This window comes from Pseudomonas frigoris, assembly GCF_047758635.1.
GTDB lineage: Bacteria > Pseudomonadota > Gammaproteobacteria > Pseudomonadales > Pseudomonadaceae > Aquipseudomonas > Aquipseudomonas frigoris.
Map to the genome: position 1 here is coordinate 3,682,722 of NZ_CP180479.1, position 24,820 is coordinate 3,707,541.

Sequence of the window (24,820 nt, forward strand, 5' to 3'; positions counted from 1 at the left end):
TCAACTCAGGCCGACGCTTTCGGCAAAGCGCCATACCGCGGTCAAGCTGGACCAGGTGCGCAACGGCTCACGTCTTGAGCGCACCGGCACCCAGCGTGCGCCGCTGCCGCCCAGGCGAATCGACACCCCCCAATCGGGGCCGCCCGCGATCCTGGCCACCAGGCGAACCGAGTTGACGTTGGCCGGCGGCTCAGGCGTCAACTCGAATTGCCCGACATTGATCAGCAGCCAGCCGCCACCCGGTTCGTTGCAGGCGTCGATTATTTACCCCTGCACCATGTGCCCGTCAGGCGGGATCATCCGCAGCAGGTTGGCCGCCTTGGATCCTTGTAGATACTGCTGCAGTTCAATGCGGGCTCGCCCAGAGTCGGCATCGCTCAAGCGTACCGGACATTCGAGCGTCGTCAGCTCGATCGGTGCCTGCCCCAGGTAGCGGGCGATCACGGCGACGGTAGCCAAGCCCTCATAGACTTACGACATGAAGGGTGCTCCCTGTTCGAAGAAGTGGGCCGAATGCATCGACCAGACAGTAAGGGAATGGTAGACCAGCACGGTGGGGAGTAGTTTACACGGTCGCCAAAAAAGGCCCCCACACCTGCGCCAGGTGTGGGGGCCGATTGAACATAGGGTGGAATTCAATGTACCGGTCGTCAAAGACTGCAATCGCCCAAAAGGGCACATGCCATGCGACTGAAGTGCCCGAAAGATCCAGGACATTTCTGTCTCCCAACTGTTAAGTTTGTTATTTTGGAGCGACTAGAATGCGATATGGCAGGCATGCATGAAACACTGGACTGAGCCCAACGGAATACTTTTAATTCAAGTCCCAATCGATTGGCAGTACCTTAATTCAGGCCTTAGCGACTATGAAGAGAAGTCGCCTTACGGGTTTCAACCTTATGAAGACCCGTTAGGCTGCTTTCAGCTGAGTTGCTATCCGTTGAACGAACTTGCTCCCAGAATTGCCAAAGCCAATCCCAACGGAGTCAGAAAACTAAGCTGGAACGAGTCAAGGGAAGATAACTCCGAGTTTTGCACACATCTGTTTTTCGGCGCTTATTATGATCAAGCATTGATAGGTAAGTATATCTACGATGTAGGCCTTGAAGGCGACAAGAGGATTGCCGAACAGCTTGCAATCGTGAATAAAATTCTGAATTCGGTCGTAATAGTCCCCGAGAGTGATCGTAAACTGGCTGCAGACCTCGATAAGTTTGATCGATTTACAGGGGCTCTTGCAGCGTCATATGATCTTCTTTACTCAGCAATTGATGCTATGGCATTCATTGAGATCATTGCGATTGCAGCAAATCAAATAGATGCGCATTTAAGGTTGAGCTTGGTAATTGCAAAACAGCTGGAGGAAAAGACAGACAATATCGAAATTAGATACCTTTTCCAGGCAGATGGTGAAAAGGGCATATTGGAGAGAAAAGTCTTCGATGATGCTTTAAAATTTCAAGTAATTGATGTGGAGACTTTCGATAGTTTGAATGAGCTCTATAATTCGAGAAATCGCGTTATCCACCGATACATAATCTCAGATATAAGATCGCGTGATCTTGTCGCGATTGCTGGAAAATATTTGAGTGCTTTGGAAAAAACACGTTTAATCCTTCGCGACTTTGAACAGAAACAAGCGGTCGTGCCCTATGGGTTGTACGGAACGAAGTGTGGGAAAACCTCTATTACAGACGACGCTATAAGACGATTATATGCGAAAGCAAATGACAAACATCTTCTCGAAAAATATAAAAGAAGCATTAGTGACAGAAAAAGCTAACAAGATGCTACAGGTCACACTTGACCCGCTGTGCACTTTTTTGCAACGCAAAGTGGTCATTCCTCCAAAGCACCGGCCTGTGAGTCGGTGACCGCTTTCGACCCATAGCGGCCCCTCGCAACAGGCAGCAATCGGCCGATTCTGTTGAAAAAGTCGGCCATAGTTTCCGGTGCAGAAAAGTATGCGTCTGAGATTGAAATCTTGTAACTGATCCATAAACCCCACCTATCCAAACAGGCGGCGTCTGAGGTGGGGGAGGAATCAAATCATGCTGGCGCGGAGGCCATTCGCGGCGCAGCTACTTCATTTTTTGTGGCTTGATATCCACCACCGTGCCCGCTTGTACGTTTTTGATCGGTGAAAGCAAGTGCGGCGAAATATTCCAGCGTTGGCTGGTGTCGGTTACCACTGTGACGGTCTTGCGGTTGAACTTCATGACGGTACCGGACAGGCGCTCACCACTGGGTGAGTCGAAGCTTACCCGTGCTCCTGGATGGAACTGCATCATCGATTTATGAGCTTCCAACGACTCCAGCATCTTCAGCCGTTCGATAATGTGATGATTCAATGTCACTAACTCATCGACACTCAGATGATCAATATTGATACTCATGATGCCCTCCAATTCCAGGGTAGTAGCGCTTCAACGTCTTCACCCGACTCAGCCTGCGGTAATCGCTCCAGTACATGGCGCAGCCACGTATAGGGCTCCTGGCCGTTTGCCTTGGCGGTCTCGACCAGACTGTAGATCTGCGCACTGGCTGCGGCGCCCTTGGGCGTATCGCTGAATAGCCATGCTTTGCGACCGATCACAAACGGTTTGATTGCTCTTTCGGCGGCATTGTTGTCGATTGGTAAAAAGCCAGCCTCTATATAACGCTCCAGCCGGCTCCAGTTACTGGCCAAATAACCCACGGCCTTGCCCAAGGCACTTTGTGATGTGACCTGGGGATGAGTTTTCTCCAGCCAGTTTTTTAACTGGCTGAGCACCGGCAAGCTCTGTTCCTGGCGACCGGCAAAACGCTGTTCATCGGTCATCTCTTTCAACCCACGCTCGATGCCGTACAACTTGTTGATCATCGTCAGCGCAACATCGGCTCGACCGGCTTTGCCCTTGGGCTGCACTTTTTGCGCATCGACAAACTTGCGCCGTACATGGGCCATGCAGGCCAAACGCTCGATACCCGGCTGCGCGCCCAAAGCGTTATAGCCGGCGTAATCATCGGTCATCAGATAGCCGCGATAGTCGGCGAGCAGCCGCAACGGCACCTCCTGCGCTCGGCTGGTGGTGTAGTCAAACAGGATGACTGGGCGCTCCGGTGGGCCACTGGCTTGTACCCACATCCAGGATTGGCTGGTCGGGTCTCGGTCTGGCTCTTTCAGCACCTGCACTCGCGTTTCATCGCAGTGAACAATCGGACTCTCCAGTAACCGATCACGCATCAGATTCAGCAGTGGCTGGAAGTGTTCGCAGCACTGGATCACCCAGCGCGCCAAGGTTTGACGCGGAATATCGACACCGTGACGAGCGAGGACTTTTTCGAAACGGTGCAGCGGCAGGCCATCGACGTACTTGGTGGTCAGCAGCATCGCCAATACGCTGGGGCTGGCCATGCTTTTTTCGATCAGTTGCGCGGGTTTGTCGGCGGTGACCGGTGCTGTTTCGCAGCCTCGGCAGCCGTAGACCTTGCGGATATGTTTGATCACCCGGATCTGCATCGGCACGATCTCCAGCTGTTCGCTGGTTTCTTCACCGATGGCGTGTTTGCGGCAACCGCAAGCGCAGGTCAGTTCGTGCTCGGAGAGTTCGTGGATGACCTCGATGCGTGGCAAGTCAGCCGACAGTGGCTTGCGTTTGCCACGGCGCTTGGTCGGGGCGACAACTTCTCCGTCAGCTTCAACGGGCGCTGGCGTGTCGATACTTTCGGCTTCATTAAACAGCAGCAGTTGTGGCGTCGCCGGATCAGCGGTTTGCTCTGACTTGCGCCCGAACAGGCGCTGACGAAGTAGCGCATTCTCTTCTTCAAGAAGAACGACCTTCGACTGCATCTGAGCAAGTAATTGCTTGAGCGCAGCCAGGTCATCGGGAAGGTTGTCGGGCATGGAAATCATGGCCCGGATTATACCCAATCAAGCAACGAATCGCGGCGTCAAAACCTGATGCGGACGGTTGCGCCAGAGATCAAAACCGTCGAGCAGCCAGTTCAGTTCCTGAACCGTCAGCACGATGGCTTCGTCGGTGCCATCGGGCGAGGTTTTGAAACGCTCAGACTCCAGGCGCTTGAGCCAAAGGCAGAAGCCGTTGCGCTCCCAATAGAGGATTTTCACCCGATTACGGGGGCGATTCAGAAAGACGAAAAGCACGGGGTCGAATACCGCTACCTTGATATCTAGCTCGATCAGGGCCGCGAGGCCGTCGATGGATTTTCGGAAGTCCACGGGCTTGGGGTATAGGTACACTTTTTCGACTTTGGCGTCGGGACGCATCATGACGGACTGGCTCCAGAAAGAAATCGGGAGCACAGCATCGGACATCAGGTTTCGGCTTGGAATGTGGGCTTCATGGAGCGCTTACGAAATCTTTACTTTCGACAGAGGTTACGGATGGGCAAAGGACGAAAACACCGTATTCTCTGGCCTGAAGCGGCCGGTGGGGACGCGAGAAGGGGTTCGAATCCCTCGCTCAATTATGAAACGCCCCCCCAAAACGGCCCCCAACTGATTGCAGTCAGTACATGCACCGCTGGAAACCGTGAAAACAGTGGGGCGGGCGAAGGGAATTAAGCCTCGTTATCAGCTTGGGAAGCTGATAACGAGTTTGCGTGCGATTACTTTAGCTGTTTGACATAGCAAGGGTTATGTCAATTTTTGTAGAGTGGAATTTTTTTTGCACTTTCGGTCCACTCAGTAATTTTCTCTGGGTGTGAGTCAAGATAATGGGTGATAGCCCCATCGGGGTTTGAAGTCTCATGAGACTCGGCCATAATTCCCTGCAAGTCGGCAAGGGGGATTTTGTAGTTTTGAAGGAAGTTCGCTGCTCGAGGAAAATCTTCACTGAACCCTTTGCGAGAAAGGGTATGTACGCCTTCAGCACCACCTAAAGAGCCCTTTGGATCTTCCAAATAGCGTAGGTTCCACTTTCCAAACATCCAATGAGGGGTCCAGGCTGTGGCAACGATCCAGTCTTTTTTAAGAATGGCTCGATCCATCGCAATAGTCATTGCAGTTGCGCTGCTAGCAGAGAGTTTGTAATCGACTAAGTTGTAATTTTTTATTGTTTCTTCGGATTTTCTCATTAAGCCTGCACCAGGGTCGATGCCTTGTATTGTTCCTTTAAATTTCTTTGCAACTTCGGGATTTTCCAAATCAGCGATTGTTCTTACTTCGTTAATCGGCACGTAGTCTGGCACCACCCATCCAAGCTTCCCGCCATAGATTATGCCTAAATCATCAACACTATTTTTATACTTGTCCCAATAAGCAGCTTGGGTGTTCGGTAGCCAAGCCATGAGCATAACGTCAAGCTTTTTAGTTGAGATGCTTTGATATTGCACGCCAAGTGCTAGCAGTGAGAGTTTTACTTTATAGTCGAGTTGTTCCTCTAGGATTTTTTTGGCCATATTTGTAACGATTTCAGAGTCCGGCTCTGAAATAAAACTCAATCGCAAGGCTTGATCTTCCCTGAATTCAGACTCCGTCGCTTGAACGCCTAATGACATTAAAGGTACCACTGCCAACGTCGCACACTTGAATACATACATAAAATCAAGCTTCATTTTAATCATCCTATTATTTTAGCTTTTGGGTGGTGTATGGAAGATCAATTTACGCCAGCGCAAGCTCTTGGAGTTCCTGAATTCCGAGGAGATCCTATTTAAGCGGTTACCTATGCGTGTACGGGTAGGACTTCCCACGGTGCTACCCAGTCGCCCGCAACTCGCAACGCTATCTTTGCATCATCTTCAATGAGCCGGCAGACACTCATTTCACCGGAACGCTCACCGTAACGCTGCTTCGCTTCTTCGAAGCGCGCATGAGTTGCACGGGTTAGCTCGCAGCGTGTTCCGGTTTCATTTAACAATTCTTCTATCAGGCCAAGATCTTTCAGGCACAGCGCAAGCGGGAAGGATGGGTCGTAGTGACCGGCAAATATCGACGGTACATCGTGTTGCATTACGAAGCTATCGGCGGCCCCTCCCTTCATTGCTTCCCACCATACCTCTGGCTCCAAACCTGCAACCTTAGCGGCCACCATAGCTTCGCCTATAGCGGCAGCGTGGATTTTCCAAAGCTGGTTGTTAACCAGCTTAGCGACGTAACCGTTGCCATAGCGGCCAACTTTTCGAATTACACCCATTGCTTCAAGAACAGGACGCGTTTTTTCGATATGAGCATCCTGCCCACCTACAAACAAAATCATGTCACCACGTATGGAGGAATCAACTGACCCGGTAACGGGTGCATCAATAGGAAATCCACCCCGCGCGACGAACTCGTCGGCGAGCTTGCGCATCATAAACGGACTGCTGGTTGTCAGGTCGATCCAGTATTTGCCAGTAATATCGGCTTCAAAAAAACCGCCGGCACCACGTACGACTTGATCAATTTGCACTGGTCCGAAGACCATGCTAACTACGACATCCACATTCTCAATCACTTCTCGAGGGCTGTCAGCCCACACAGCACCATTGGCTAATAAAGACTCTGCCACTTCCCTCCGCAGGTCATATACAACCAAGTCAAAGCCTAAAGCCTGAATGTTCCGAGCCGCGGGAAGTCCCATTGTTCCTAAACCAACAAATCCAATTTTCATAATGTTTCTCGTTTTTATTGATGGGGCGATTGGAAGCTAGGAGCAACATAAAATGCTTGTTGGCTATAAACAAATGAAATATTATTATAGTATCGATCATGAAACGTGATAGTAGGAGGTAAGCGATTGAAAAACCTTGATTTGAACCTGCTCCAGGCTTTTATAGCCATTGTCGACAGTGGAGGTTTCACGCGTGCTGCTCACTTTTTATGCCGTACTCAGTCAGCAGTAAGCATGCAGTTGCAAAAGCTTGAAGAGCAGATGGGCAAACAATTGATTCAACGGGATAATCGTCAAATAAGGTTGACGGAAGACGGTGAGATACTTCTCGGTTATGCGCGTCGTATGATCCATCTAAATGAAAGCGCCTTTGCGGCCGTTGGAAAGCCATACACTGAGGGGCACCTCAGACTAGGCATACCTGATGATTACGCTCAGTTTTTTTTACCTTCTGTGTTGACCCGTTTTGCACATGCTTACCCACGAGTGCAGCTTGAAGTAACTGGGGCTTTGAGTGGGGAGCTGCTTGACCTACTTGAGGCGGGAGATCTTGACGTGGCTCTGATCACGCGACAGCCAAATCGAAGCTGCGGAAAGATTTTGCGCAAAGAACGGTTAGTCTGGGTAGGTTCGCGCCAACATATGGCTCAGAGCATGGAGCCGGTTCCGCTGGCGTTTTTCCCCGAAGGGTGTGTGTTCCGTGAGCATGCCATAGCTGCTCTTAACGCCCATGGACGGCCTTGGCGAATTGCCTATTCCAGTCGGAGCTTTGCTGGAGGAACAATCGCTGTAAACGGAGGTTTAGCAGTGACTGTAATGGCCCAGAGCATGGTTCCGGTTGAGTGGCGGATCTTCGGGGTCGAGGATGATTTTCCTCAATTGCCCGAGATCGAGATCGTTTTGCATCGAGCACCGAGCAAGCTACCATCAGCCACAACGCTGTTAGAGGAACAGTTGATTGAAAGCGTCCAGACAGCTTTTAATTCAGCTTTCCGACAAGGTAGCTATCTAACACGGGCTTAGTAAAGCGCTCACTTCTCAAGCGTCAGCCTCGATGAAGCAATTGCGCATATCGGCTTCTTGGCAGATTTTTGCCGGCCGATCGTGAACAGCCTTATCCCGCTCTTCGTCGCTCCAATGGGTGTGGCCAGCTCGTAATTGCCCGACCCCAGCCGCTTCATCCCGTAGGGTTCCAGGCAGTAGCGCCCGATGTTTTCCCCGGCTCGCTTTCTGCTGCGCACGAACTTGCTATTGTTCTCGACAACCAGGCGCAGCACGACAGTGGCGACCAGTTCGGCATCGACCTCTCCCGGCAGCCAATGAGCGTCCGCATCGCGGCCCACATGGCCTATGCACTCCATAATGAGGCAGAGGTTGCGTACAGCAACGCCGACTCTCAGCTTGGCCACGCGACTCAGAAAATCACTGCGATCGATCAGGTTCTTGATGTCACGGATGGTGCCGCGTTATTGAGCAGATTTAACGTCAGGGACTAACGTTATTCCGGATAGCGTCTAACCCGAATGACCGCTCCTGGCCGTTTTTGGCCCGTCGCGAGAGGTAAGAAACGGCCAATAGCAGCCCTTGATGTCCGGCAGTTACCGGCCCCATGTACCCATGCTTCATCAGCTTGATTTCACGAGTTGGACTTTTACCGTGCTGTTCAGCGGGGCGAGCCCCTTACCTCGCGAACCCCAAGTTCTACTTTTGGCTGAGCGCCGCGATCGATACCCCCGACGCCACAAACGTCAGCCCTGCTCCCACGTTCAGACCATTCACGAGTCGTGGCCGCTGGCGTAAAAAACCGGAGAGTGCAGTGGCGAAGACGCCCATGAGTGCGAATCCAGCTGCCGTAAGTACAGCAAACCACACCCCATACACCAGCATTTGGATACTCACTGAGCCGCGGTGCGGGTCAACAAACTGCGGGATGAATGCCAACACGAAAAAGCCCGGCTTGGGGTTCAGTGCTGCGGAGCAGAAGCCTGTCAGGAAAATGCTTGGCAGGGATTGTCGAGCTGCCGGATGAAAGCTAAGCAGGCTACGAGAGCGCAGCACCTTGATACCTAGCCAGAGCAAGTAGCCAGCACCGATAAGCTTGACGATCCAGAAGGCTGCTGCGGAGGTCTGCATAAGTAGCGTCAGTCCTAACGAAGCGGCCGTCACATGAAAGAGAATTCCTGCGCCGGATGCCAGTCCCGATAATATCGCGGCTGTTTTCCCCTGGCTGAGCCCGCGGCCCACGGCCAACAGATTGTCCGGACCTGGCGCGAGCACCAGAAGCAGGCACGCTGCGGTGTAGGCAAGCCAGATATCGATTGGAAACACGATGTTCATCTCTGACGTGATCGAGGCATCCAGCCCCACGTAGCGCAAACTGTAGCTCTTTCTCTTGCAAAGGCAAACCTGTGCGCGGCGGAGCGATCGCAGAGCAACACTCGCAGCTACAGCGTAGAGGGGCAGCGACTCCTAGGCGCCCACTGATCCATGACCGAATAATCTCCTTGCCTGCCACATTTACAGCAGGCTGTTTCCGGCCAGAAGTGGACACCTGAAATGCCCCTGACCTTTACATCGCCTTGGAAGAGATCGTATTGGCCAACCCAAAACGTGCCTTGAGCAAACGCGGCTAGGTGCGTTCACGCCGCTATAGTCGACTCTATTGCCGACCGTACTTCCAGGAGCTTTTTCCAGTGTCTGACATGCCGACCAATTTCGCTTACACAAAACGCTTCAACGCCGTACTCGCCTACATTGATGCCAATCTCGAAGGCGACCTGTCGGTGAGGACGTTGAGCCATGTGGCGAACTTTTCGGCGTTTCACTTCCATCGACAATTCACCGCGTTCGTAGGAGTGCCTGTCTCACGTTATGTGCAACTGATGCGACTACGACGCGCGGCACATAGCCTAGCCGCCCTCGCGGATCACTCGGTACTGGACGCCGCACTCGGTGCCGGCTTTGAAAGTCCCGAGGCATTTTGCAGGGCGTTCAGACGGGCGTTCGGTATGACGCCGAGTGCGTTCAGGAAGGAACCGAACTGGCAGGTCTGGAATGCGGTATTCGCAATCCCTCACTTTTCCAGGACTATCATCATGCAAGTACGAATCATAGATTTCCCTGAAGTCAAGGTAGCAGCGCTTGAGCACTGCGGACCAGCCGGGCTCGTCAATGATAGCGTGCGCACGTTCATCGAGTGGCGTATGCAGAGCGGACAGTCGCCGGTGGCATCGAGTCGCACCTTTGGCATTCCCTATAGCAACCCCGATACGACACCTCCACAAGCATTCCGCTTCGCAATCTGCGGCGAGATTCACGAGGCCGTGGCGCCGAATGAGTTCGGCGTGCACGAGATCGTCATTCCTGCCGGTCGCTACGTCGTGGTGCGACACGCGGGGTCACCGGATCACATCGGCGAAACGATCTATCCGATTTACCGCGATTGGCTTCCTGCCAGTGGAGAGGAACTCCGTGACCAGCCGCTATTCTTCAATTACCTGAGCGTCCATCCCGAGACACCACAGGATCAATGGCAAACAGATGTGTATGTTCCGCTGCAATAGCGGAGCAAGCAGCTTTCGACCCTTTGCCGTCGGTCATGCTTCCCGGAAGCTGTCGTTCAAAGCCGAGCTAACAGGCCGCAACCTATGCCGCGCAGCGGCAGTCTTCGGTTGCGGTCCGAGTTGAGGGAAGGGTTAGACCTCAGTTGGCCGCGCATGATGATTTGGGCTTTGGCTTACGCCTCCGTCGCCGACGGCCAGCCGATCCGTGCCGCACTACGAAGATTGGACTGAACGACTAAGCGATGAAACGGGGCAATGAGAAAAATATAGAGACGACCTAAGCGATTGTGGCAATGAACAACGGTCGACAGAGTCAAGTGACGTTTAGCTCCCGGCGACGACTGACCGGAACACAGAACAGAGAGCCTGAAGTCCAGGTGCTTGTCGTCTTCTCCAAGAACAACTTCAGTTGGACTTGTGCTGTAGATCTTAAAGATGCCGAGTCGGCCCGCTCCGCTCTCCGCATCCAGTGATGCGAGATGCTTAGCTGTCTTGAGGCCGAAACCGGCTACGAGCGCGTCTCGAACCGTTAAGAGGCTGCTGACCCAAGGCGCTTGGTGAGCGAAGATGAACCTCGCCAACAATTCGGGATTGGTTGACGCTCCGGTGGGAAGCTCGATCGAGTAAGCGTCGGCGAGATTCATCGATGCGTAGGCTTTAGCAATCGCCGACTCCGGAGGAAGCGACACAGATGTTGCTTGATGGTGTTCGGTTGACATGTATGCGGCCTATGGTTCGTTTCTGAGGTCTAAAATTTCAACCACATGATCTGGCATCTCCTGCGGGAGCATTTGCCTAGCACTGTAATTGGCATCTTATTGGCCATCCGCCCGAATCGGCCTTGTGCCTTCGGACCAGGACTCGCTATCGAGCGACGACTTGAGGCGATATCTGTACTTCACGAAAAAGAACCTCAGTGCTGTCATTTTTTGGCCCTAGATGAGGGTTCGAGTACGAATCACAGGAAGCGTAGCATTGAATAGCCCCTGGCTTAGTAGACGCAACCGAACGCCCCACTGATCTCAGACTCTTGTTGGTACTCGCCGGCCGCTTTTGGCCGTTCTCTGCCGATCGTCATTCCCATGTGCGCTGGTCAAGTCCGATGCAAATGACTGGTCAGTGGTGATGCAGTTGGGGGCAATTCCGTGCAACCCCAAACGGCTTTTTACTGCCCGCTCATCTGCTCAGTCGCACACTTTTCACCTGCCAACTTCAAACTATTACGGCCCAGAAAAGCTGGACCTCATTGGTGAGGTGGGTATGTCTTCCGATTCGAGTTTTCAAGACCAAACACAAGGTTCTGTTCCATCCAAGCCTGAGTCAGGTTCAGATGAGCCGACGCTAGATCCAGACGATCCGAATAAATACGATCCGTTAACAAAACCCAGCGATGATCGCCCAGAAGACTGGAAAGAACCTGGTGAGAGGACTACACCAGAGGCAGATGAAATAACACCGCTATCAGACGATATGCGATAGGAGAGAAAGCCCGGCCAGCAAGCCGGGTTTTTTGTGTTCGCCGTCTGTCCGATGGTAGGCACTTGCAGCGCACGACCGCTTCTCATGTTTAAGCACGGAAATCACGCGCATTAGGTCGGAGAGCCACCATGGAAATTAACGAGAACGCACCAGGCAATAAATCGCAGCAACGCGAAACACGCACTACGGACAACGAAACTGGCCACGACCCGAGCTGGAACCAGTACGAAGTTCCATTACCGACCGACGATGAAGCTCCTGTCGATGCAGATATGGCTGATGTGGCTGATGTGGCTGATGTGGATGCTACTAATTCGGTATCGAGTGAGCATCCAAAAGCTGGTACGAACAGCCACGTCGATAACCCAGACAACGACCCACAGATGAACGACCAGGACGAAAACGATAAGGAGGCTCGCGGGTTGCCTGCGAGTGACCCTGAATCAGGTGCCTGAATTAGTTCGGATGATTTCCGATGCCCGCTCAACGCGGGCAGCCCTCGGGGAGGCCTGAACGTCGTTAGCCGGATAGTGCAACGTACGGAATCAACGTCGCCAGCCCGCGCACCCTGACCTTACATGCATTCGGGGTGGTGCGAGACGGGATCAGCGAGACCGATGCAATAGGGCGTCGGCGCCGTGAACGTCTTCGGCAGACAGCGGGATTTAGGTGTGTTGCTCCGACCGGTTGAATCCACAGCCGATTGCTGCCTGTCGTAACTGACCGAAATCCACAACCCTTTGCAGACATTCATAACAATCAAGCTAAAAGGCCAGCTTAGTCGGTCCCGGTGAACGAGCCGAACGATTTGAATCTAATACCCCATTTAAGAATTATCCGCCTCGGGCGCACGGAAGGCCTTACTGTAGTAACCGGACTGGTCGAAACAGCAAACGTGCTTCTTGCCGGATGCGAGCATATCGCAGGCATCACTGATTCGTTTTGCGCGGGTCTTGAGTTGCTTGGCTGAAGTAATCCAGTGAATCCAGTCTACTCGTGCGATGGTCGTCGTATTGTTCCAGACTTTACGAGCCTCAGGAGTGGCTGCCAGTGCCTCCTGAAAATCTGCCGGGATGTCAGGCTCGGGTTCCTTCTTCACAGAGGCTAGCTCCAGCGTAACGATGTCCCCAACAGCCGCGCCTGCGGCTTCGAGTAACTCTCTGCTGACCCGCAGCCAATGGCTCAGCTGACCATCCGGCTCAAGGGTTGCCTGGAAGTGGTGCGCATTGATTGTGCCTTCAACTGTCGTCCTTCCTCGCCTCGGAAGCTGTTCACTCGCGTCTCCTGGCAGTACCAGAAACGCCCACGACGTATCATTACCAGGCTTTGCCGGACGGAGAAGCTTTGCTTCGAATCGGGATTTCACATCGATTGTTGTCATTGCAACTCCTCCAACCAATACGCCTGACGACTCAACTACGGGAAAGATTCAGTGCAGAGGGTCGACGCTACCTATTAGCCACTAGTCTGTCCAGCGGCTGCTTATGGCCCAGAGCGTGTAAAAACGCTCATGGACCTCGTCGTTGTGGAGTAGTGACATTCGTTGGCTGAGCGATCGCACGGTTATGTCGCGGGCCACATCAGTCTCAGCCTGGAACACGCCAACGCTATTTTTACAGCCTCTGGGATGGGCCAAAATCAGCCTTTTTCAGGCCGTCAGCGCTTTCATCAAACCGTTGGCACCGATGATTTTCATAACCCGTTTCAAGTTGTAGGCGAGCACATTCAAGCTCATCTCCGCGCTCACCCCGGCCAGCTTTCGCGTCAGGAAGTGCGTCGCCCCCATCCATTGTTTGAGCGTCCCGAAGGGATGCTCAACCGTCCGTTTTCGGACTCGCATCATCTCTGGTGCTTTGCTCAGCCGAAGCTGCATCTCCTCCAATACGTCTTCATGCTCCCAGCGTCGAACTCGTCGTTCTGTGCTCGGAGTGCATTGCGACTTCAACGCGCAGCCCTGGCATTTCGAACTCCAGTAACGATGCAACTTCAGGCCTTTTTCAACGTAGGAGTAGTGCCAGATCAGCGCCTCGCCAGCTGGACAAATGTATTCGTTTTTTTCCGCGTCATAGATGAAGGCATCGTTATTGAAACGTCCGTCAGCCTTGGCTCCAGAGGTCATCGGCTTGGGCACGTAGGGGGTGATGCCTGCATCGTGACAAGCCAAGATTTGTTCGCTTTTGAAGTAACCTCGGTCCGCCACCACCGACAACGTTTCTGACGCCATCGCCTCGCGGGCCTGCTTGGCCATCGAGCTGAGCTGATCGCGGTCGGAACCGACATTGGTCACCTCGTGTGCAACGATCAAATGGTGCTGAGTATCGACCGCCGTCTGCACGTTATAGCCGACGATTCCCGTGCCGCGAGTCATCATGGAGCGGCTGTCTGGATCGGTCAGTGAGACCTGTTTGTCCGGCGATTCGTTGAGCTGGATCTCGATCGCTTGAAGCTCTTTCATTTGAGTTTTGAGCTTGGCGATTTTTTCTTCCAGCCACACGGTACTGGGCTCGGAAGCTGTTGGTTCTTGCCGATCGGCAGCATCAAGCGCGGTCAGGTAACGGCTGATGCTCGATTCGATTTCTTCCATTCGCCGCTTCAGCTTGGCGCTGGTGAAATTGCGGTCACGGTTGTTGACGGCCTTGAATTTACTGCCATCGATGGCGACCAGATGTTCTCCAAACAGTCCCAACTGCTGACACAGCACAACGAACTGGCGACAGACACCTCGGATGGCCTTGCTGTTGTCTTTTCGGAAGTTGGCGATGGTCTTGAAGTCCGGCATCAAACGCCCGGTCAACCACATCAGTTCGACGTTGCGTTGAGCTTCTCGCTCCAAACGTCGGCTCGACTGAATGCGATTGAGATAGCCGTAGATGTAGATCTTCAGCAAGATCGCGGGGTGGTAAGCCGGCCGGCCAGTATCGGCTGGAATGGCACCTTCAAAACCCAGATTGACCAGATCGAGTTCGTCGACGAAGACGTCGACTACACGCACCGGATTGGTATCGCTGACGTAGTCGTCGAGGCTCTCGGGAAGTAAGGTGCCTTGGCCTCGATGTTCACCTTGGATAAAGCGCTTCATGGGCGATCCCTGCGATGAAATCCTCAGAAATCATAGCAAGGGTTCGCGAAGGCGTTTTTACACACTCTGGGCCGAAAGCAGCCAGCCCCCCGTCACATTTTTCAGGACGGTAGAACGATATATTCGCCAAGCATGGCCTAACGCCATGCTGCGCAAGAAGTTGCGCAGTTGTACGTAATACCCCCCCCTGAAAACCGCTGCAAGGCACGCTGATCAAGGCTTCCAGCCAAGTGCGCAAGAAGTTGCGCAGTACTGCGCAACTTCTTGCGCACTTTTCTCCTGAATCTCTGCTTTTTTTGGCAAATTCAAGGACGCTCTAAGCCAAGCCCTTGGTTTATACGGCTTCGAGAATCCTGGCACGCTCTTTGATCACAGTAAGGCACCCACCGGGCGATACCGCCTCCCGGGCACCCTAACTTTTAGCAAGGAGCACATCCATGGCTACTCCAGCGTACATGTCCGTCACTGGCGAAAAACAAGGTCTGATCACCGCCGGCGCATTCACCGCCGACTCGGTTGGCAACACTTATCAAGAAGGTCACGAAGACCAGGTCATGGTTCAGGCTTTCAGCCACGACGTGATCATCCCGCGTGACCCGCAGTCCGGCCAACCGACCGGTCAGCGCGTCCACAAGCCAGTCGTGATCACCAAGGTCTACGACAAGGCTTCGCCACTGCTGCAGGCGGCTCTGACCTCCGGCGAGCGCATGAGCGAAATCGTTATCCAGTGGTACCGCACCTCGGCTCAAGGTACCCAAGAGCACTACTACACCACCAAACTGGAAGACGCGATCATCGTCGCCATCAACAACAAAATGCACAACTGCCAGGACCCGTCGAACTCGCACTTCACTCACCTGGAAGAAGTGCAATTCACCTACCGCAAAATCACCTGGACCCACGAAGTATCCGGTACTTCGGGTTCCGATGACTGGCGTCAGCCGGTCGCCTGATTCAGGCCGACCGTCTCAAGCATCGGCCAGCTCTGCTGGTCGATGTTGTTTTCGCCCTTCCAGAATTTTGCGTCTGCTGATTCCTTTTTCCGGTATTGGCGAGCGCCGCTGCACTGCACGAGGAACAAGGGATGTTCGCGCCGGCCAATCAAACTCACTTTGCCCTGACCATCGAAGGTCTTTCCAGCGACTTCCAGGTTCTTTCCCTGCAAGGTCGGGAAGCCATCAGCCAGCCCTTTGTGTTTGAGGTGGAGCTGGTCAGTGAACAGCCGTCTCTGGACCTCGAGACCCTGCTGCACAAACCGGCCTTCTTGCAGCTCTCGCCTGACGGCAGCGGCATTCATGGCCAGATCTACCGCGCCGCCCAGGGTGATTCCGGCAAACGCCTGACCCGCTACGCGGTGACCCTGCGCCCGCAACTGTCTTACCTGGCGCACCGCATCAACCAACGCATCTTCCAGAACCTTAACGTGCCGAAAATCATCGGCAGCGTCCTCGAAGAGCACGGCATCCAAAGCAACGCCTATGAATTCAAAGTCGGGGCGATTTATCCCGAGCGCATTTACTGCGTTCAGTACGATGAATCGGACCTGCAGTTCATCCAGCGCCTGTGCGAGGAAGAAGGTATCCACTACCACTTCCAGCACAGCGCCACGGCCCACAAGCTGGTGTTCGGCGATGACCAGACGGTGTTCCCGAAACTAACCCCCGTGGCCTACCAGCAAGACTCCGGCATGGTCGCCAACAACCCGGTGATCAAGCGCTTCGACCTGCGCCTGGAAACCCGCACCAGCCGCACCACTCGCCGCGACTACGACTTCGAAAAGCCGCGCCTCACCCTCGAAAGCGAAAAACGCGGCGACGCCCTGCCCGACCTCGAAGACTACGACTACCCCGGTCGCTTCATCGACCGCGAACGCGGCAAGCACCTGGCCAAGCGCGCCCTCGAGCGTCACCGCAGTGACTTCCAGCTCGCCGAAGGCAAAAGCGATCAGCCGTTGCTGGTCAGCGGCCACTTCCTGGCCCTGACCCAACACCCGAAAGCCAAATGGAACGACCTGTGGCTGCTGACCGAAATCCTCCACGAAGGCAAACAGCCGCAAGTGCTGGAAGAGTCGGTCACCAGCGACACGACCAAACTCAAGGACGATTTCCACCAGGGCTACCGCAACCGTTTCCAGGCCACCCCGTGGGATGTGCCGAACCGTCCACCGCTAACGCAGAAAAAGCCGCGCATCCTCGGCAGCCAAAGCGCCGTGGTTACCGGGCCAAAAGGTGAAGAAATCCACTGCGACCAATACGGCCGCGTCAAAGTGCAATTCCATTGGGACCGCGAAGGCCAGGCCGACGACAAGACCAGTTGCTGGCTGCGCGTCTCCTCCGCCTGGGCCGGTGCTCACTACGGCGGCATCGCCATCCCGCGCATCGGCATGGAAGTGCTCGTCACCTTCCTCGAAGGCGACCCCGACCAACCGCTGATCAGCGGATGCCTGTACCACAAGGAAAACGTCGTCCCATACGCCCTGCCGGCGAACAAAACCCGCAGCACCTTCAAAACCCTGAGCTCCCCCGGTGGCGGTGGTTACAACGAACTGCGCATCGAAGACAAAAAGGGCCAGGAACAAATCTTCCTGCACGCCCAACGCGACTGGGATGAAAACGTCGAGCACGACCAGAAAATCCACGTCGGCAACGAACGCCACGACACCGTCGAGCAAAACAGCTACAGCGAATTCAAAGCCGAAGAACACCACACCGTCTACGCCGACCGCAAAGTCGAAACCCGCGCCAACGACCACCTCACCGTGGGTGTTAACCAACACATCAAGGTGGGTACCGGGCAATTCATCGAAGCCGGCCAGGAAATCCACCTGAGCAGCGGCATGAAAGTGGTGCTCGAAGCCGGCAGTGAACTGACCCTCATGGGGGGTGGTAGCTTCATCAAGATTGATGGCAGCGGCGTGACCCTGAGCGGCCCGGTGATCAACATGAACTCCGGCGGCAGCCCCGGCAGCGGCACCGGCGCCGCTCCGCTGATGCCCGGCGTGCTGATACAGGCCGACGCCGACAAGGCCGGCCAGGTCCTGACCCCGGCGCAGATCAACACCCTCAAACGCAACGCGCCGTTCTGCGAAGAATGCGAAAAATGCAAGGCAGGTGCCTGTGCCATCTGATCGACTGACACCCAAGGACTGGCTGGCACAACAGCCGCTGCAGACTGGCGAGCGTTTGTATCTGGTTATTAGTGCGGCGAGTGATGCCGATGCACTGAAAACCTTGTACCTGACCGAACCCACCGCCCAGCTCCTGCCGATCTGGGGCGGCACGCCCTACTCCACCTGGCAACCGGTGATGCCCTACGTCACCGAGCTATCGTCCAACTCCGCATTCCTGCCCTGGATCGCCGAAACCGACGCCCTAGACTGGGGCTGGCTGGCGGTATCACGCGCCGAACCGAATGACGTCTTCGAGCATCTGCGCAGCCTGACGCAGGTGAAGATGCCAGACGGGACTGAAGTGTTTTTCCGGTTCTGGGACGGGCGGCATATCTATCCGATTCTGCATGGGCTTGGCGACAAAGCCGGGGAAGTGCTGCCGATGTTTGAGCGGTATCTGATAAACGGCCTAACGCTGGAGGTTGGGACGAGGGTGTTGCCGAAGGTGCGGGACTGGCCGTGGTGGGAGGTGCCGAAATCGTTGCTGGACAGCTTGACCAAGGAAAACCCTTCGACACTGATTGGCAATCTCCTGCAGTGGCTCGAAGAAGAACGTCCGGACATTTACAACGCTTGGCCAGAGAACAACCTGAAGCTGAAAGTCAGCCGTTTCGTGCGCCGCCCGGATGCGCCGAAAAACCTTAAAGAAGCACTGTTAAACCACCTGATTCTGGAGCAAGGCTGATGGATCGCGTTGCCACTATCGAAACACAATTGGACTCCTTCAAAAACAGCCTGAAGCTGTACCGTGAAGAAACCAAGAGCTGGTACGCGCAGGTTGCTGACAAAGCCAGCCGAGCCGCAGACATGCCCTCCCTGCTGGGTATGGAGCGCGTGATAAAGGCTGGCAACTCCAGTAAGTCTGTCAGCATGACTGATGGTGATTTTTCATACGTCGCCAAGTGCCCGCTAGTAGGTCCGCTGCTGATTGAGAGCAAATTCGAATCGGTTTTCGACATCCCTATCGGCGATATCAAGGTCGACATCATTGCAGTGGATGGAGGCGCGAAGTCGACGATTACCTTAGATAAGCAAGGTAAAGGCAGCTTTCAGGGCCAGCCTGGAAAATCCTATAAGATCCACGTCCACGATCAGGTGACGCCTGCGCAGATCGACACCCTGTTCAAATCCTACGACGGCTTAGCTGCCGATCTGGAAGGGTTTCTGCGCAAGGAATGGGCAGGCTTCAAACCGCAGTGGTCGAATCAAAGTGCGTCAGCCAAAGCGATGGCAATTGGGATCGGCATTCTCGAAGGCGGATGGGAAGCCATCAAAGGCGTCTGGGATGGCATCTCAAAGGCCTTGGACATCCTTCAAAACCCTAAAAAGTTCGCAGAGGACTTGGGGGCCGGTGCCGAGGAACTGATCAAGCTGGCCAAAGAGGCGCCAGATGTGATGAAACAGGCCATGTTGCTTGCTAGCGACGAGGCCGCACTGTTCTTGATGGTGCATTGCGCTTCTATCTGGGTTTCAGCATTGCCACCGACGCAAGCGGCTGGCCAAACGGCGAAGATGACATCTGCAGCCGTTATCGGGATTCTCATCGACATCGTCATTTCGGTCGTACTGACCGTCGCAGCCGAAGGCGCCGGGCTATTTTACCTGGCCGCACGTTTAGCGAAGTACGGCCAGATCATCGTCAAGGCTGTTACCGGATTTGTGAAGTCGTTGTTCAACATAATCAAAGGCTTCATGGGTTACGTAGGTAAATACGTTGCTGTTGCCGCCCGAGGTGTGGCGACTCGGGTAGAAAAAGGAGTCGCGCAGCTACGCTTTGATGGCAAACGTAATGCGACCGTTGAACACAGCAAACGTCCTGATGACGCCTCGAAACAATCAAAGAACCCCGACGAAAAAAGCGCGGCGCCGGCGCAAGACACCTGCACCAACGGCTGCCCGGTTTCGATGGTCACGGGTGAAGAACTACTGACTCTTACCGATGGCCAACTCGACGGCCTGCTGCCTTTTGAGTGGACGCGCCTTTATCGCACCAGTGCGGTCGAGATCGACAGCCGTCTTGGATATGGCTGGAGCCACGCCCTTTCTCATCGACTGGATCTGGACGATGAAGGCGTCCTGTGGACGGATAACGAAAACCGAACCACTCGTTTTCCGATGCCGACACAGCAGCGCCCTGCTATCACTAATAGCTTGTCGAAAGCGGCCATCTACCTGGGGTCCACTCCCGGCGAGCTCATCCTGACGCAGGCCGGGCAAAGTCCGCGCTTTTACCATTTCCGTGCGGGCCGTTTAATCACCATTAGCGACGCGTACGACAACCAGTTGCTGTTGAGCTACGACTTTGCTGAGCGTATCCAGCGTATCGACAACGGTGCCGGTCGCTCCTTGCTCATCCAATACGAAGATCGTCATATCGTCGCCGTGGATTATCAGCAACGGCGCGCCGAATACACAGATCAGGGTCAACGACAGGAACCTTGGGTCACCGTACAAACGTTGGTGACCTATCGGTACAACCGACAAGGCGAACTGGTCAGTGCCACCAACGCTGCAGGTGAGACTGAGCATTACCGTTACAACGACCAACACGTCATTTTAGAGCGTCAACTGGCCGGCGGTGCGAGCTTCTTTTGGGAGTGGGAAAACGAAGGTAAATCGTCACGCAGCGTCCATCACTGGGCCAGTTTTTCGCAGATGGACTCGCATTACGCTTGGGACGATGCCGGCAAAGTCACCGTTACGAACGCGGATGGCAGCGAGCAGATTTATGTGCATGACGAAAATGCGCGACTCATCAGTGAGACCGCTGCAGACGGCGCCGAAACACAAAAGGTCTATGACGACAAAGGTCGTCTGATCGAAGAAAAGGATCCGCTCGGCGCAATCACCGAATACCGCTACAACGTCGCCGGACTGCTTGCCGCTGTTATTCCGCCTGAAGATGCGCCGACATTTTACGAATACCGTCACGGTTTCGTGAGTGAGATTCATCGCGGCAAAGCCAGTTGGAAATACCAGCGAAATAGCCAGGGCGACATCACCCGCCAGACAGATCCTGATGGTAACGAAACACACTACAGCTACGATGCCCAAGGTCGTGTGCTGGAGATCGTACATCCAGACGGCGGACGACATCAGCTCGCCTGGAATGGACTGGGTCAGTTGCTCGAAGAAGAATTGCCTGATGGTGGTCGACGTAAATACCGCTACGACGCACTGGGTCGTCAGATCACCCGCCAGGACGAGCACGGCACCATCACCCATTACCAATGGGATGCGGCTGGCCGCTTGACGCAGACCATACAGCCTGGCGGTTCGACCCGCTCTTACACCTATAACGCCTACGGGAAGGTTACAGCCGAGCGCGATGAACTGGGCCGCATCACCCGCTACGAATTCGCCGACAACCTGCAACTTGTCAGCCGCCGCATCAACCCGGACGGCAGTGAGCTGCGCTATCGCTACGACAACTCACGCCTGCTGCTCACGGCGATTGAAAACGAGCGCGGCGAACATTACCTGCTCGACTACTACTCAAACGGTCTGATACAGCAGGAAACGGGATTCGATGGTCGTCGTACTGCCTACGAATATGACCTGAACGGCCACCTGCTGAAAAAAATCGAGTACGGCGACGACGGAAGCGAACTGGTCACTGGATACCAGCGTGATTCCGCCGGTCGCTTGCTCGTGAAGACGTTGGATGATGGTGAAGAAATTCACTACAGCTATGACGCTCTCGGTCGCTTGGTCAACGTCGATGACGGTCACTGGCCACTGGCCTATGAATACGACTCCCAAGATCGGCTGATCACCGAACATCAGGGATGGGGCACCCTGCGCTACGAGTACGACAGCATCGGCCAACTCAAGCATTGCCGTCTACCTGACGGTAGCAAGCTCGACTATCGCCGATTGCCCGGCGGTAATCTGAGCAGTATTGACCTCAACGGTTCTCGCCTCACCTCTCACCAGTTCAAGGCTGGTCGTGAACAGCAGCGCCAGCAAGGCTTGCTGTTGAGTCAGTATCAATACGACGATCAAGGTCGCCTGCAGGCCCACAGCGTGAGCCAACGCGATAGCGTCCTGATCCAACGCCGGTATAACTACGACGCGACAGGCAACCTCGCAGGCATCAATGACAGCCTCAAGGGTGCCCGCAATTTTCACTACGATCCGCTTGATCGTCTGATCAGCGTTCGAGGCGCTACACCGGAGAGCTTCGCGCACGACCCAGCCGGCAATCTGCTGGGCCAAAATGACGTGCCCTCCGCCCACTTGGTCAACATCAAGGGCAACCGTCTGCTCATGCAGGGCGACCGTCACTACGACTACGACGCCTACGGAAATCTGATTCGTGAGCGCCGAGGTACCGGACAGAAACTCGTCACCGAATACCGCTATGACTGCCAGCATCGTTTGATCGGCGTTAGCCTACCGGGCGGTAGTATCGCCGCCTACAAGTACGACGCCTTTGGTCGACGCATAGAGAAAACGGTCGACGGCCATACCTCCGAATTCCTCTGGCAAGGCGAACGTCTGATCGTAGAGAGTGGTGACAATCGGTATCGCACCTATGTCTATGAGCCGGACAGCTTCCGGCCCTTGGCGATGCTCGACGGTGAAGGCCCACTGAAAGCCACGCCTTTCTATTACCAGCTCGATCATTTGGGCACGCCGCAGGAACTCACCGATTACAGCGGTGCGATCATGTGGTCGGCCAAATATCGGGCCTATGGCAACCTGGCTGCGCTGGATATCGCGGAGATCGATAACCCGCTACGTTTTCAAGGCCAGTATTTCGACGCAGAGACGGGGCTTCATTACAACCGCCATCGCTACTACAGCCCGAGTACAGGACGGTTTCTGACCCCAGACCCGGTAAAGCTGGCAGGTGGCTTAAACAACTACCAGTACGCCCCCAATCCAACTGGATGGGTAGACCCTCTCGGCCTGATGTTCAGGGCGATTACGAAAGCTGTTTCCGGTGTGGCCAAGAAGGCACCGCTGAAACCCTCAGCGAACTGCCCCAAGCCCGGAGGATCATCGTCTCCAAACACAACCCCTACCCTCGCAGACTCCAGCGTAAAAACTGGAGATGTCACCCCACCGGCAGTCATCGAGTCGAAGCCCGACTTCTATGTCGGACCATCCGGACCGGACTCGACCTTGCCTGCGACGGGTTACCGATACATGGGCTACAAGAATGCTGACGGAACCGTAAACACCCACGCGCAGAACACGATCAACACTCAGGAAGCTCGACTGTCGTATTTTGGTTTTGAAAAACTTGAGACAGGTGACGCCGCAACGGAAGCTTTCCAGGTACGAGCTCCGAAGCACGTTACAGCGGCCGACCCGGATCCGGCGTGGAGTGATGGGCGCCTGCGCTTGAAGTTTGACACGCTGCAACTCTACAAAGACGGTGTACCCAACGCTACAGTGCCGTACGAACTCGGTGGTAAAGGTCCGAACCTGGAGCCGTTCACAAAAGCGTACCCTGAGTACGGTACGGGTGGTGCGCAGCAACTCATCCCCAAACCGGGTACCACCACCATCATCAAAGCGGATGAAATCACTATCTTGCCGGAGAAGTAACAGTGCTAACCGATCTAGAGGCGCGCGTAGCGCTCAAAGAACTGATTGAAAAATACCTCAAGGGCAGAGATCCCGATTACGACCGTCTGATCGAAATTGTTCAGGATCCTTCGCGGCAAGTTCCGATCAGAGGTGTGCTTGAGGACATTCGACGGTACAACAAGGTTCAGTACTCACAGCAGGAGCTTGAGCTGATCGACGACCTTTTGTACATGTATGGGTAAAGCGCTCTTCGCCCTAAGGACTTCCGCCCAGGAAGGAGCGGAAGTATCAATCAAGCAGTTTGATGGTGCAGCCTCCAGCAGGCTTCCAATAACATGCCCCTGGCGAGTTTTGATAGACCTGTCGGCGAGACCTAAAGCGTAAAAAGCCCAGCCGAAGCTGGGCCTTGTTTGCTAGCTATTGCAGCGGCCAGTTGGTCTGGCCGTGCGCAATCACGCCAGGAGTACGACCGTAGCGCTGCGCCAGAGAGGGAGCCAATTCAGGAAAAAGCTCCTCTATATACGGGACCATCATGGCCACGTATACCCCGAAGGAGGGGTGCTTACGCCATTGGCCTGCTTCAATAGTACTGTGATATGAACGATCAAACCATCCGCGCAAAACCAACAGCGCCCCCTCAATACGATCTTCCAAGAGGTCGGCACTGCGCGCCTTGGTGTGGCCATCCTTTTTCAAGGTTTCGCGCTCCACGTAAGTTCCTGGGCGATAGCCAGTGATCTCCTGAACCTCCATGATCCGCTCATGAATCTCGCGATGCTCCCTCTGATCGTCCTTAAGATCAGCAGCGAATCGAAAATCACAGTAGAGGCAATGCGCGACCGCATTCGGACCACTTGGTGAATCCAGGTACTGATCGATCACTGCCTGAAACCAGCGGTTCAGCTCGTGATAATTGCGAACACCGAGAAGCTCAGCCGCGGCAAGGTCGAGCCGCTTACCGTGAGGCAGTTCAGGATGCGCTTGTTTGAGTTGCTTCGCGAGGCGCTTGACGCTTTGTACGTCAGCGAAAGTAAGGGCGTGTTGCATATCAGCCTCCAAAGGCTGGGCCTGTTGTCCACTACGAGAACCCAATACAGGGTTGGTATGAAACGGGTGAAATCACGATAGCGCTATTGCTTTGCCAGAGTGGACGGCGGGCACCTACCGAATGTGCCTGTTTGTAGATTACTGGAATCCTAACGATCGCCGCAAGTAACCAAAAAAAGAGATGAGTCTCGTGCTCCTACTGAGGTTGCGGAGTCGGCAAGCTAATAATGGCGATCATTCATGCCATAGCTAGAAGCGCGGATCACTGCTGGTGCAGTTATCGATTACTGCAGAGGGTTTCACGATACGTTTGGCGACAGGATATTTCTGAATGAATTTCATGGAG

24 protein-coding genes are annotated in these 24,820 nt (G+C 54.5%); 10 read left to right on the plus strand and 14 right to left on the minus strand.

Annotation, left to right across the window (positions count from 1 at the left end):
- Entirely contained in the window at positions 1–201 is a 201-nt protein-coding gene (locus ACMXYH_RS16875) for a hypothetical protein (protein WP_347806479.1), read from the minus strand.
- A gap of 63 nt (positions 202–264) precedes the next feature.
- Positions 265–459 carry a hypothetical protein gene (locus ACMXYH_RS16880; protein ID WP_415764203.1) on the minus strand — a complete coding sequence of 65 codons (195 nt, stop codon included), beginning with the start codon at positions 457–459 and terminating at the stop codon, positions 265–267.
- A gap of 322 nt (positions 460–781) precedes the next feature.
- On the opposite strand from ACMXYH_RS16880, the gene ACMXYH_RS16885 reads away from it, so the two are divergent.
- Entirely contained in the window at positions 782–1,783 is a 1,002-nt protein-coding gene (locus ACMXYH_RS16885) for a hypothetical protein (protein WP_415764204.1), read from the plus strand.
- A gap of 298 nt (positions 1,784–2,081) precedes the next feature.
- On the opposite strand, the gene ACMXYH_RS16890 is transcribed toward ACMXYH_RS16885, so the two are convergent.
- From ACMXYH_RS16890 to ACMXYH_RS16910, 5 genes are all read right to left on the minus strand, one after another.
- Positions 2,082–2,396, minus strand: a complete 315-nt coding sequence (locus ACMXYH_RS16890; protein ID WP_129444071.1) for a hypothetical protein — start codon at positions 2,394–2,396, stop codon at positions 2,082–2,084.
- Positions 2,393–3,895, minus strand: a complete 1,503-nt coding sequence (tnpC, locus tag ACMXYH_RS16895) for an IS66 family transposase (protein ID WP_415764205.1) — start codon at positions 3,893–3,895, stop codon at positions 2,393–2,395. The genes ACMXYH_RS16890 and tnpC overlap by 4 nt, the downstream gene beginning before the upstream one ends.
- A gap of 18 nt (positions 3,896–3,913) precedes the next feature.
- Positions 3,914–4,318, minus strand: coding sequence for an IS66 family insertion sequence element accessory protein TnpB (tnpB, locus tag ACMXYH_RS16900; protein WP_415764206.1), 405 nt, complete (start codon positions 4,316–4,318; stop codon positions 3,914–3,916).
- A gap of 326 nt (positions 4,319–4,644) precedes the next feature.
- Positions 4,645–5,559, minus strand: a complete 915-nt coding sequence (locus tag ACMXYH_RS16905) for a glycine betaine ABC transporter substrate-binding protein (RefSeq protein WP_415764207.1) — start codon at positions 5,557–5,559, stop codon at positions 4,645–4,647.
- Between the two features lie 110 nt (positions 5,560–5,669).
- Positions 5,670–6,596 (minus strand): NAD(P)-dependent oxidoreductase, encoded by a 927-nt coding sequence (locus ACMXYH_RS16910; RefSeq protein WP_415764208.1) that lies wholly within the window; start codon positions 6,594–6,596, stop codon positions 5,670–5,672.
- Positions 6,597–6,722: 126 nt separating this feature from the next.
- Between ACMXYH_RS16910 and ACMXYH_RS16915 the strand changes: the two genes are divergently transcribed.
- Positions 6,723–7,619, plus strand: coding sequence for a LysR substrate-binding domain-containing protein (locus ACMXYH_RS16915; RefSeq protein WP_129436790.1), 897 nt, complete (start codon positions 6,723–6,725; stop codon positions 7,617–7,619).
- 8 nt (positions 7,620–7,627) lie between these two features.
- Here the strand turns inward: ACMXYH_RS16915 and ACMXYH_RS16920 are convergent, their stop codons facing one another.
- Both ACMXYH_RS16920 and ACMXYH_RS16925 read right to left on the minus strand, forming a co-directional pair.
- Positions 7,628–8,005 (minus strand): hypothetical protein, encoded by a 378-nt coding sequence (locus ACMXYH_RS16920; RefSeq protein WP_415764209.1) that lies wholly within the window; start codon positions 8,003–8,005, stop codon positions 7,628–7,630.
- Positions 8,006–8,297: 292 nt separating this feature from the next.
- Entirely contained in the window at positions 8,298–8,924 is a 627-nt protein-coding gene (locus ACMXYH_RS16925; protein WP_128604990.1) for a LysE family translocator, read from the minus strand.
- A gap of 365 nt (positions 8,925–9,289) precedes the next feature.
- Between ACMXYH_RS16925 and ACMXYH_RS16930 the strand changes: the two genes are divergently transcribed.
- Entirely contained in the window at positions 9,290–10,159 is an 870-nt protein-coding gene (locus tag ACMXYH_RS16930; protein WP_347806451.1) for an AraC family transcriptional regulator, read from the plus strand.
- A gap of 173 nt (positions 10,160–10,332) precedes the next feature.
- Here the strand turns inward: ACMXYH_RS16930 and ACMXYH_RS16935 are convergent, their stop codons facing one another.
- Positions 10,333–10,878 carry a DUF2867 domain-containing protein gene (locus ACMXYH_RS16935; RefSeq protein WP_347806450.1) on the minus strand — a complete coding sequence of 182 codons (546 nt, stop codon included), beginning with the start codon at positions 10,876–10,878 and terminating at the stop codon, positions 10,333–10,335.
- Positions 10,879–11,284: 406 nt separating this feature from the next.
- Between ACMXYH_RS16935 and ACMXYH_RS16940 the strand changes: the two genes are divergently transcribed.
- The gene (locus ACMXYH_RS16940) at positions 11,285–11,638 is read left to right on the plus strand and encodes a hypothetical protein (RefSeq protein WP_415764210.1); all 354 of its coding nucleotides are present in this window, start codon (positions 11,285–11,287) and stop codon (positions 11,636–11,638) included.
- A 128-nt stretch (positions 11,639–11,766) separates the two neighbouring features.
- A complete protein-coding gene (locus tag ACMXYH_RS16945; protein ID WP_415764211.1) occupies positions 11,767–12,093 on the plus strand; it encodes a hypothetical protein in 327 nt (108 codons plus the stop codon).
- Positions 12,094–12,464: 371 nt separating this feature from the next.
- On the opposite strand, the gene ACMXYH_RS16950 is transcribed toward ACMXYH_RS16945, so the two are convergent.
- Positions 12,465–13,019, minus strand: a complete 555-nt coding sequence (locus ACMXYH_RS16950) for a YdeI/OmpD-associated family protein (RefSeq protein ID WP_403143339.1) — start codon at positions 13,017–13,019, stop codon at positions 12,465–12,467.
- A gap of 267 nt (positions 13,020–13,286) precedes the next feature.
- A complete protein-coding gene (locus ACMXYH_RS16955) occupies positions 13,287–14,717 on the minus strand; it encodes an IS1182 family transposase (protein ID WP_415764212.1) in 1,431 nt (476 codons plus the stop codon).
- Between the two features lie 437 nt (positions 14,718–15,154).
- Between ACMXYH_RS16955 and ACMXYH_RS16960 the strand changes: the two genes are divergently transcribed.
- Positions 15,155–15,670, plus strand: a complete 516-nt coding sequence (locus ACMXYH_RS16960; RefSeq protein WP_054051032.1) for an Hcp family type VI secretion system effector — start codon at positions 15,155–15,157, stop codon at positions 15,668–15,670.
- Here the strand turns inward: ACMXYH_RS16960 and ACMXYH_RS16965 are convergent.
- Positions 15,655–15,798 carry a hypothetical protein gene (locus ACMXYH_RS16965; protein WP_415764213.1) on the minus strand — a complete coding sequence of 48 codons (144 nt, stop codon included), beginning with the start codon at positions 15,796–15,798 and terminating at the stop codon, positions 15,655–15,657. The two genes, ACMXYH_RS16960 and ACMXYH_RS16965, sit on opposite strands and share 16 nt — an antisense overlap.
- A 3-nt stretch (positions 15,799–15,801) precedes the next feature.
- Here ACMXYH_RS16965 and tssI point away from each other — a divergent pair, with 3 nt between their 5' ends.
- Genes tssI through ACMXYH_RS16985 form a run of 4 tightly spaced genes read left to right on the plus strand, consistent with a single transcriptional unit; the run spans position 15,802 to position 23,669 of the window.
- The gene (gene tssI, locus ACMXYH_RS16970; RefSeq protein ID WP_415764214.1) at positions 15,802–17,844 is read left to right on the plus strand and encodes a type VI secretion system tip protein TssI/VgrG; all 2,043 of its coding nucleotides are present in this window, start codon (positions 15,802–15,804) and stop codon (positions 17,842–17,844) included.
- Positions 17,834–18,571 (plus strand): DUF4123 domain-containing protein, encoded by a 738-nt coding sequence (locus ACMXYH_RS16975; protein WP_415764215.1) that lies wholly within the window; start codon positions 17,834–17,836, stop codon positions 18,569–18,571. Before tssI ends, ACMXYH_RS16975 begins: the two co-directional genes overlap by 11 nt.
- Positions 18,571–23,445, plus strand: a complete 4,875-nt coding sequence (locus tag ACMXYH_RS16980) for an RHS repeat-associated core domain-containing protein (protein WP_415764216.1) — start codon at positions 18,571–18,573, stop codon at positions 23,443–23,445. Before ACMXYH_RS16975 ends, ACMXYH_RS16980 begins: the two co-directional genes overlap by 1 nt.
- Positions 23,446–23,447: 2 nt before the next feature.
- Positions 23,448–23,669 carry a hypothetical protein gene (locus ACMXYH_RS16985; protein WP_403143328.1) on the plus strand — a complete coding sequence of 74 codons (222 nt, stop codon included), beginning with the start codon at positions 23,448–23,450 and terminating at the stop codon, positions 23,667–23,669.
- 175 nt (positions 23,670–23,844) lie between these two features.
- Here the strand turns inward: ACMXYH_RS16985 and ACMXYH_RS16990 are convergent, their stop codons facing one another.
- Positions 23,845–24,474, minus strand: a complete 630-nt coding sequence (locus ACMXYH_RS16990; protein WP_415764217.1) for a hypothetical protein — start codon at positions 24,472–24,474, stop codon at positions 23,845–23,847.
- Positions 24,475–24,820: the final 346 nt, after the last annotated feature.

Bases quoted from the DNA above. Each gene is read 5' to 3' on its own strand.
- ACMXYH_RS16885 (WP_415764204.1), top strand. From the start codon at position 782: ATGAAACACTGGACTGAGCCCAACGGAATACTTTTAATTCAAGTCCCA.
- ACMXYH_RS16890 (WP_129444071.1), bottom strand. From the start codon at position 2,396: ATGAGTATCAATATTGATCATCTGAGTGTCGATGAGTTAGTGACATTG.
- tnpC (WP_415764205.1), bottom strand. From the start codon at position 3,895: ATGATTTCCATGCCCGACAACCTTCCCGATGACCTGGCTGCGCTCAAG.
- tnpB (WP_415764206.1), bottom strand. From the start codon at position 4,318: ATGTCCGATGCTGTGCTCCCGATTTCTTTCTGGAGCCAGTCCGTCATG.
- ACMXYH_RS16905 (WP_415764207.1), bottom strand. From the start codon at position 5,559: ATGAAGCTTGATTTTATGTATGTATTCAAGTGTGCGACGTTGGCAGTG.
- ACMXYH_RS16910 (WP_415764208.1), bottom strand. From the start codon at position 6,596: ATGAAAATTGGATTTGTTGGTTTAGGAACAATGGGACTTCCCGCGGCT.
- ACMXYH_RS16935 (WP_347806450.1), bottom strand. From the start codon at position 10,878: ATGTCAACCGAACACCATCAAGCAACATCTGTGTCGCTTCCTCCGGAG.
- ACMXYH_RS16940 (WP_415764210.1), top strand. From the start codon at position 11,285: ATGCAGTTGGGGGCAATTCCGTGCAACCCCAAACGGCTTTTTACTGCC.
- ACMXYH_RS16945 (WP_415764211.1), top strand. From the start codon at position 11,767: ATGGAAATTAACGAGAACGCACCAGGCAATAAATCGCAGCAACGCGAA.
- ACMXYH_RS16950 (WP_403143339.1), bottom strand. From the start codon at position 13,019: ATGACAACAATCGATGTGAAATCCCGATTCGAAGCAAAGCTTCTCCGT.
- ACMXYH_RS16955 (WP_415764212.1), bottom strand. From the start codon at position 14,717: ATGAAGCGCTTTATCCAAGGTGAACATCGAGGCCAAGGCACCTTACTT.
- ACMXYH_RS16960 (WP_054051032.1), top strand. From the start codon at position 15,155: ATGGCTACTCCAGCGTACATGTCCGTCACTGGCGAAAAACAAGGTCTG.
- tssI (WP_415764214.1), top strand. From the start codon at position 15,802: ATGTTCGCGCCGGCCAATCAAACTCACTTTGCCCTGACCATCGAAGGT.
- ACMXYH_RS16980 (WP_415764216.1), top strand. From the start codon at position 18,571: ATGGATCGCGTTGCCACTATCGAAACACAATTGGACTCCTTCAAAAAC.
- ACMXYH_RS16990 (WP_415764217.1), bottom strand. From the start codon at position 24,474: ATGCAACACGCCCTTACTTTCGCTGACGTACAAAGCGTCAAGCGCCTC.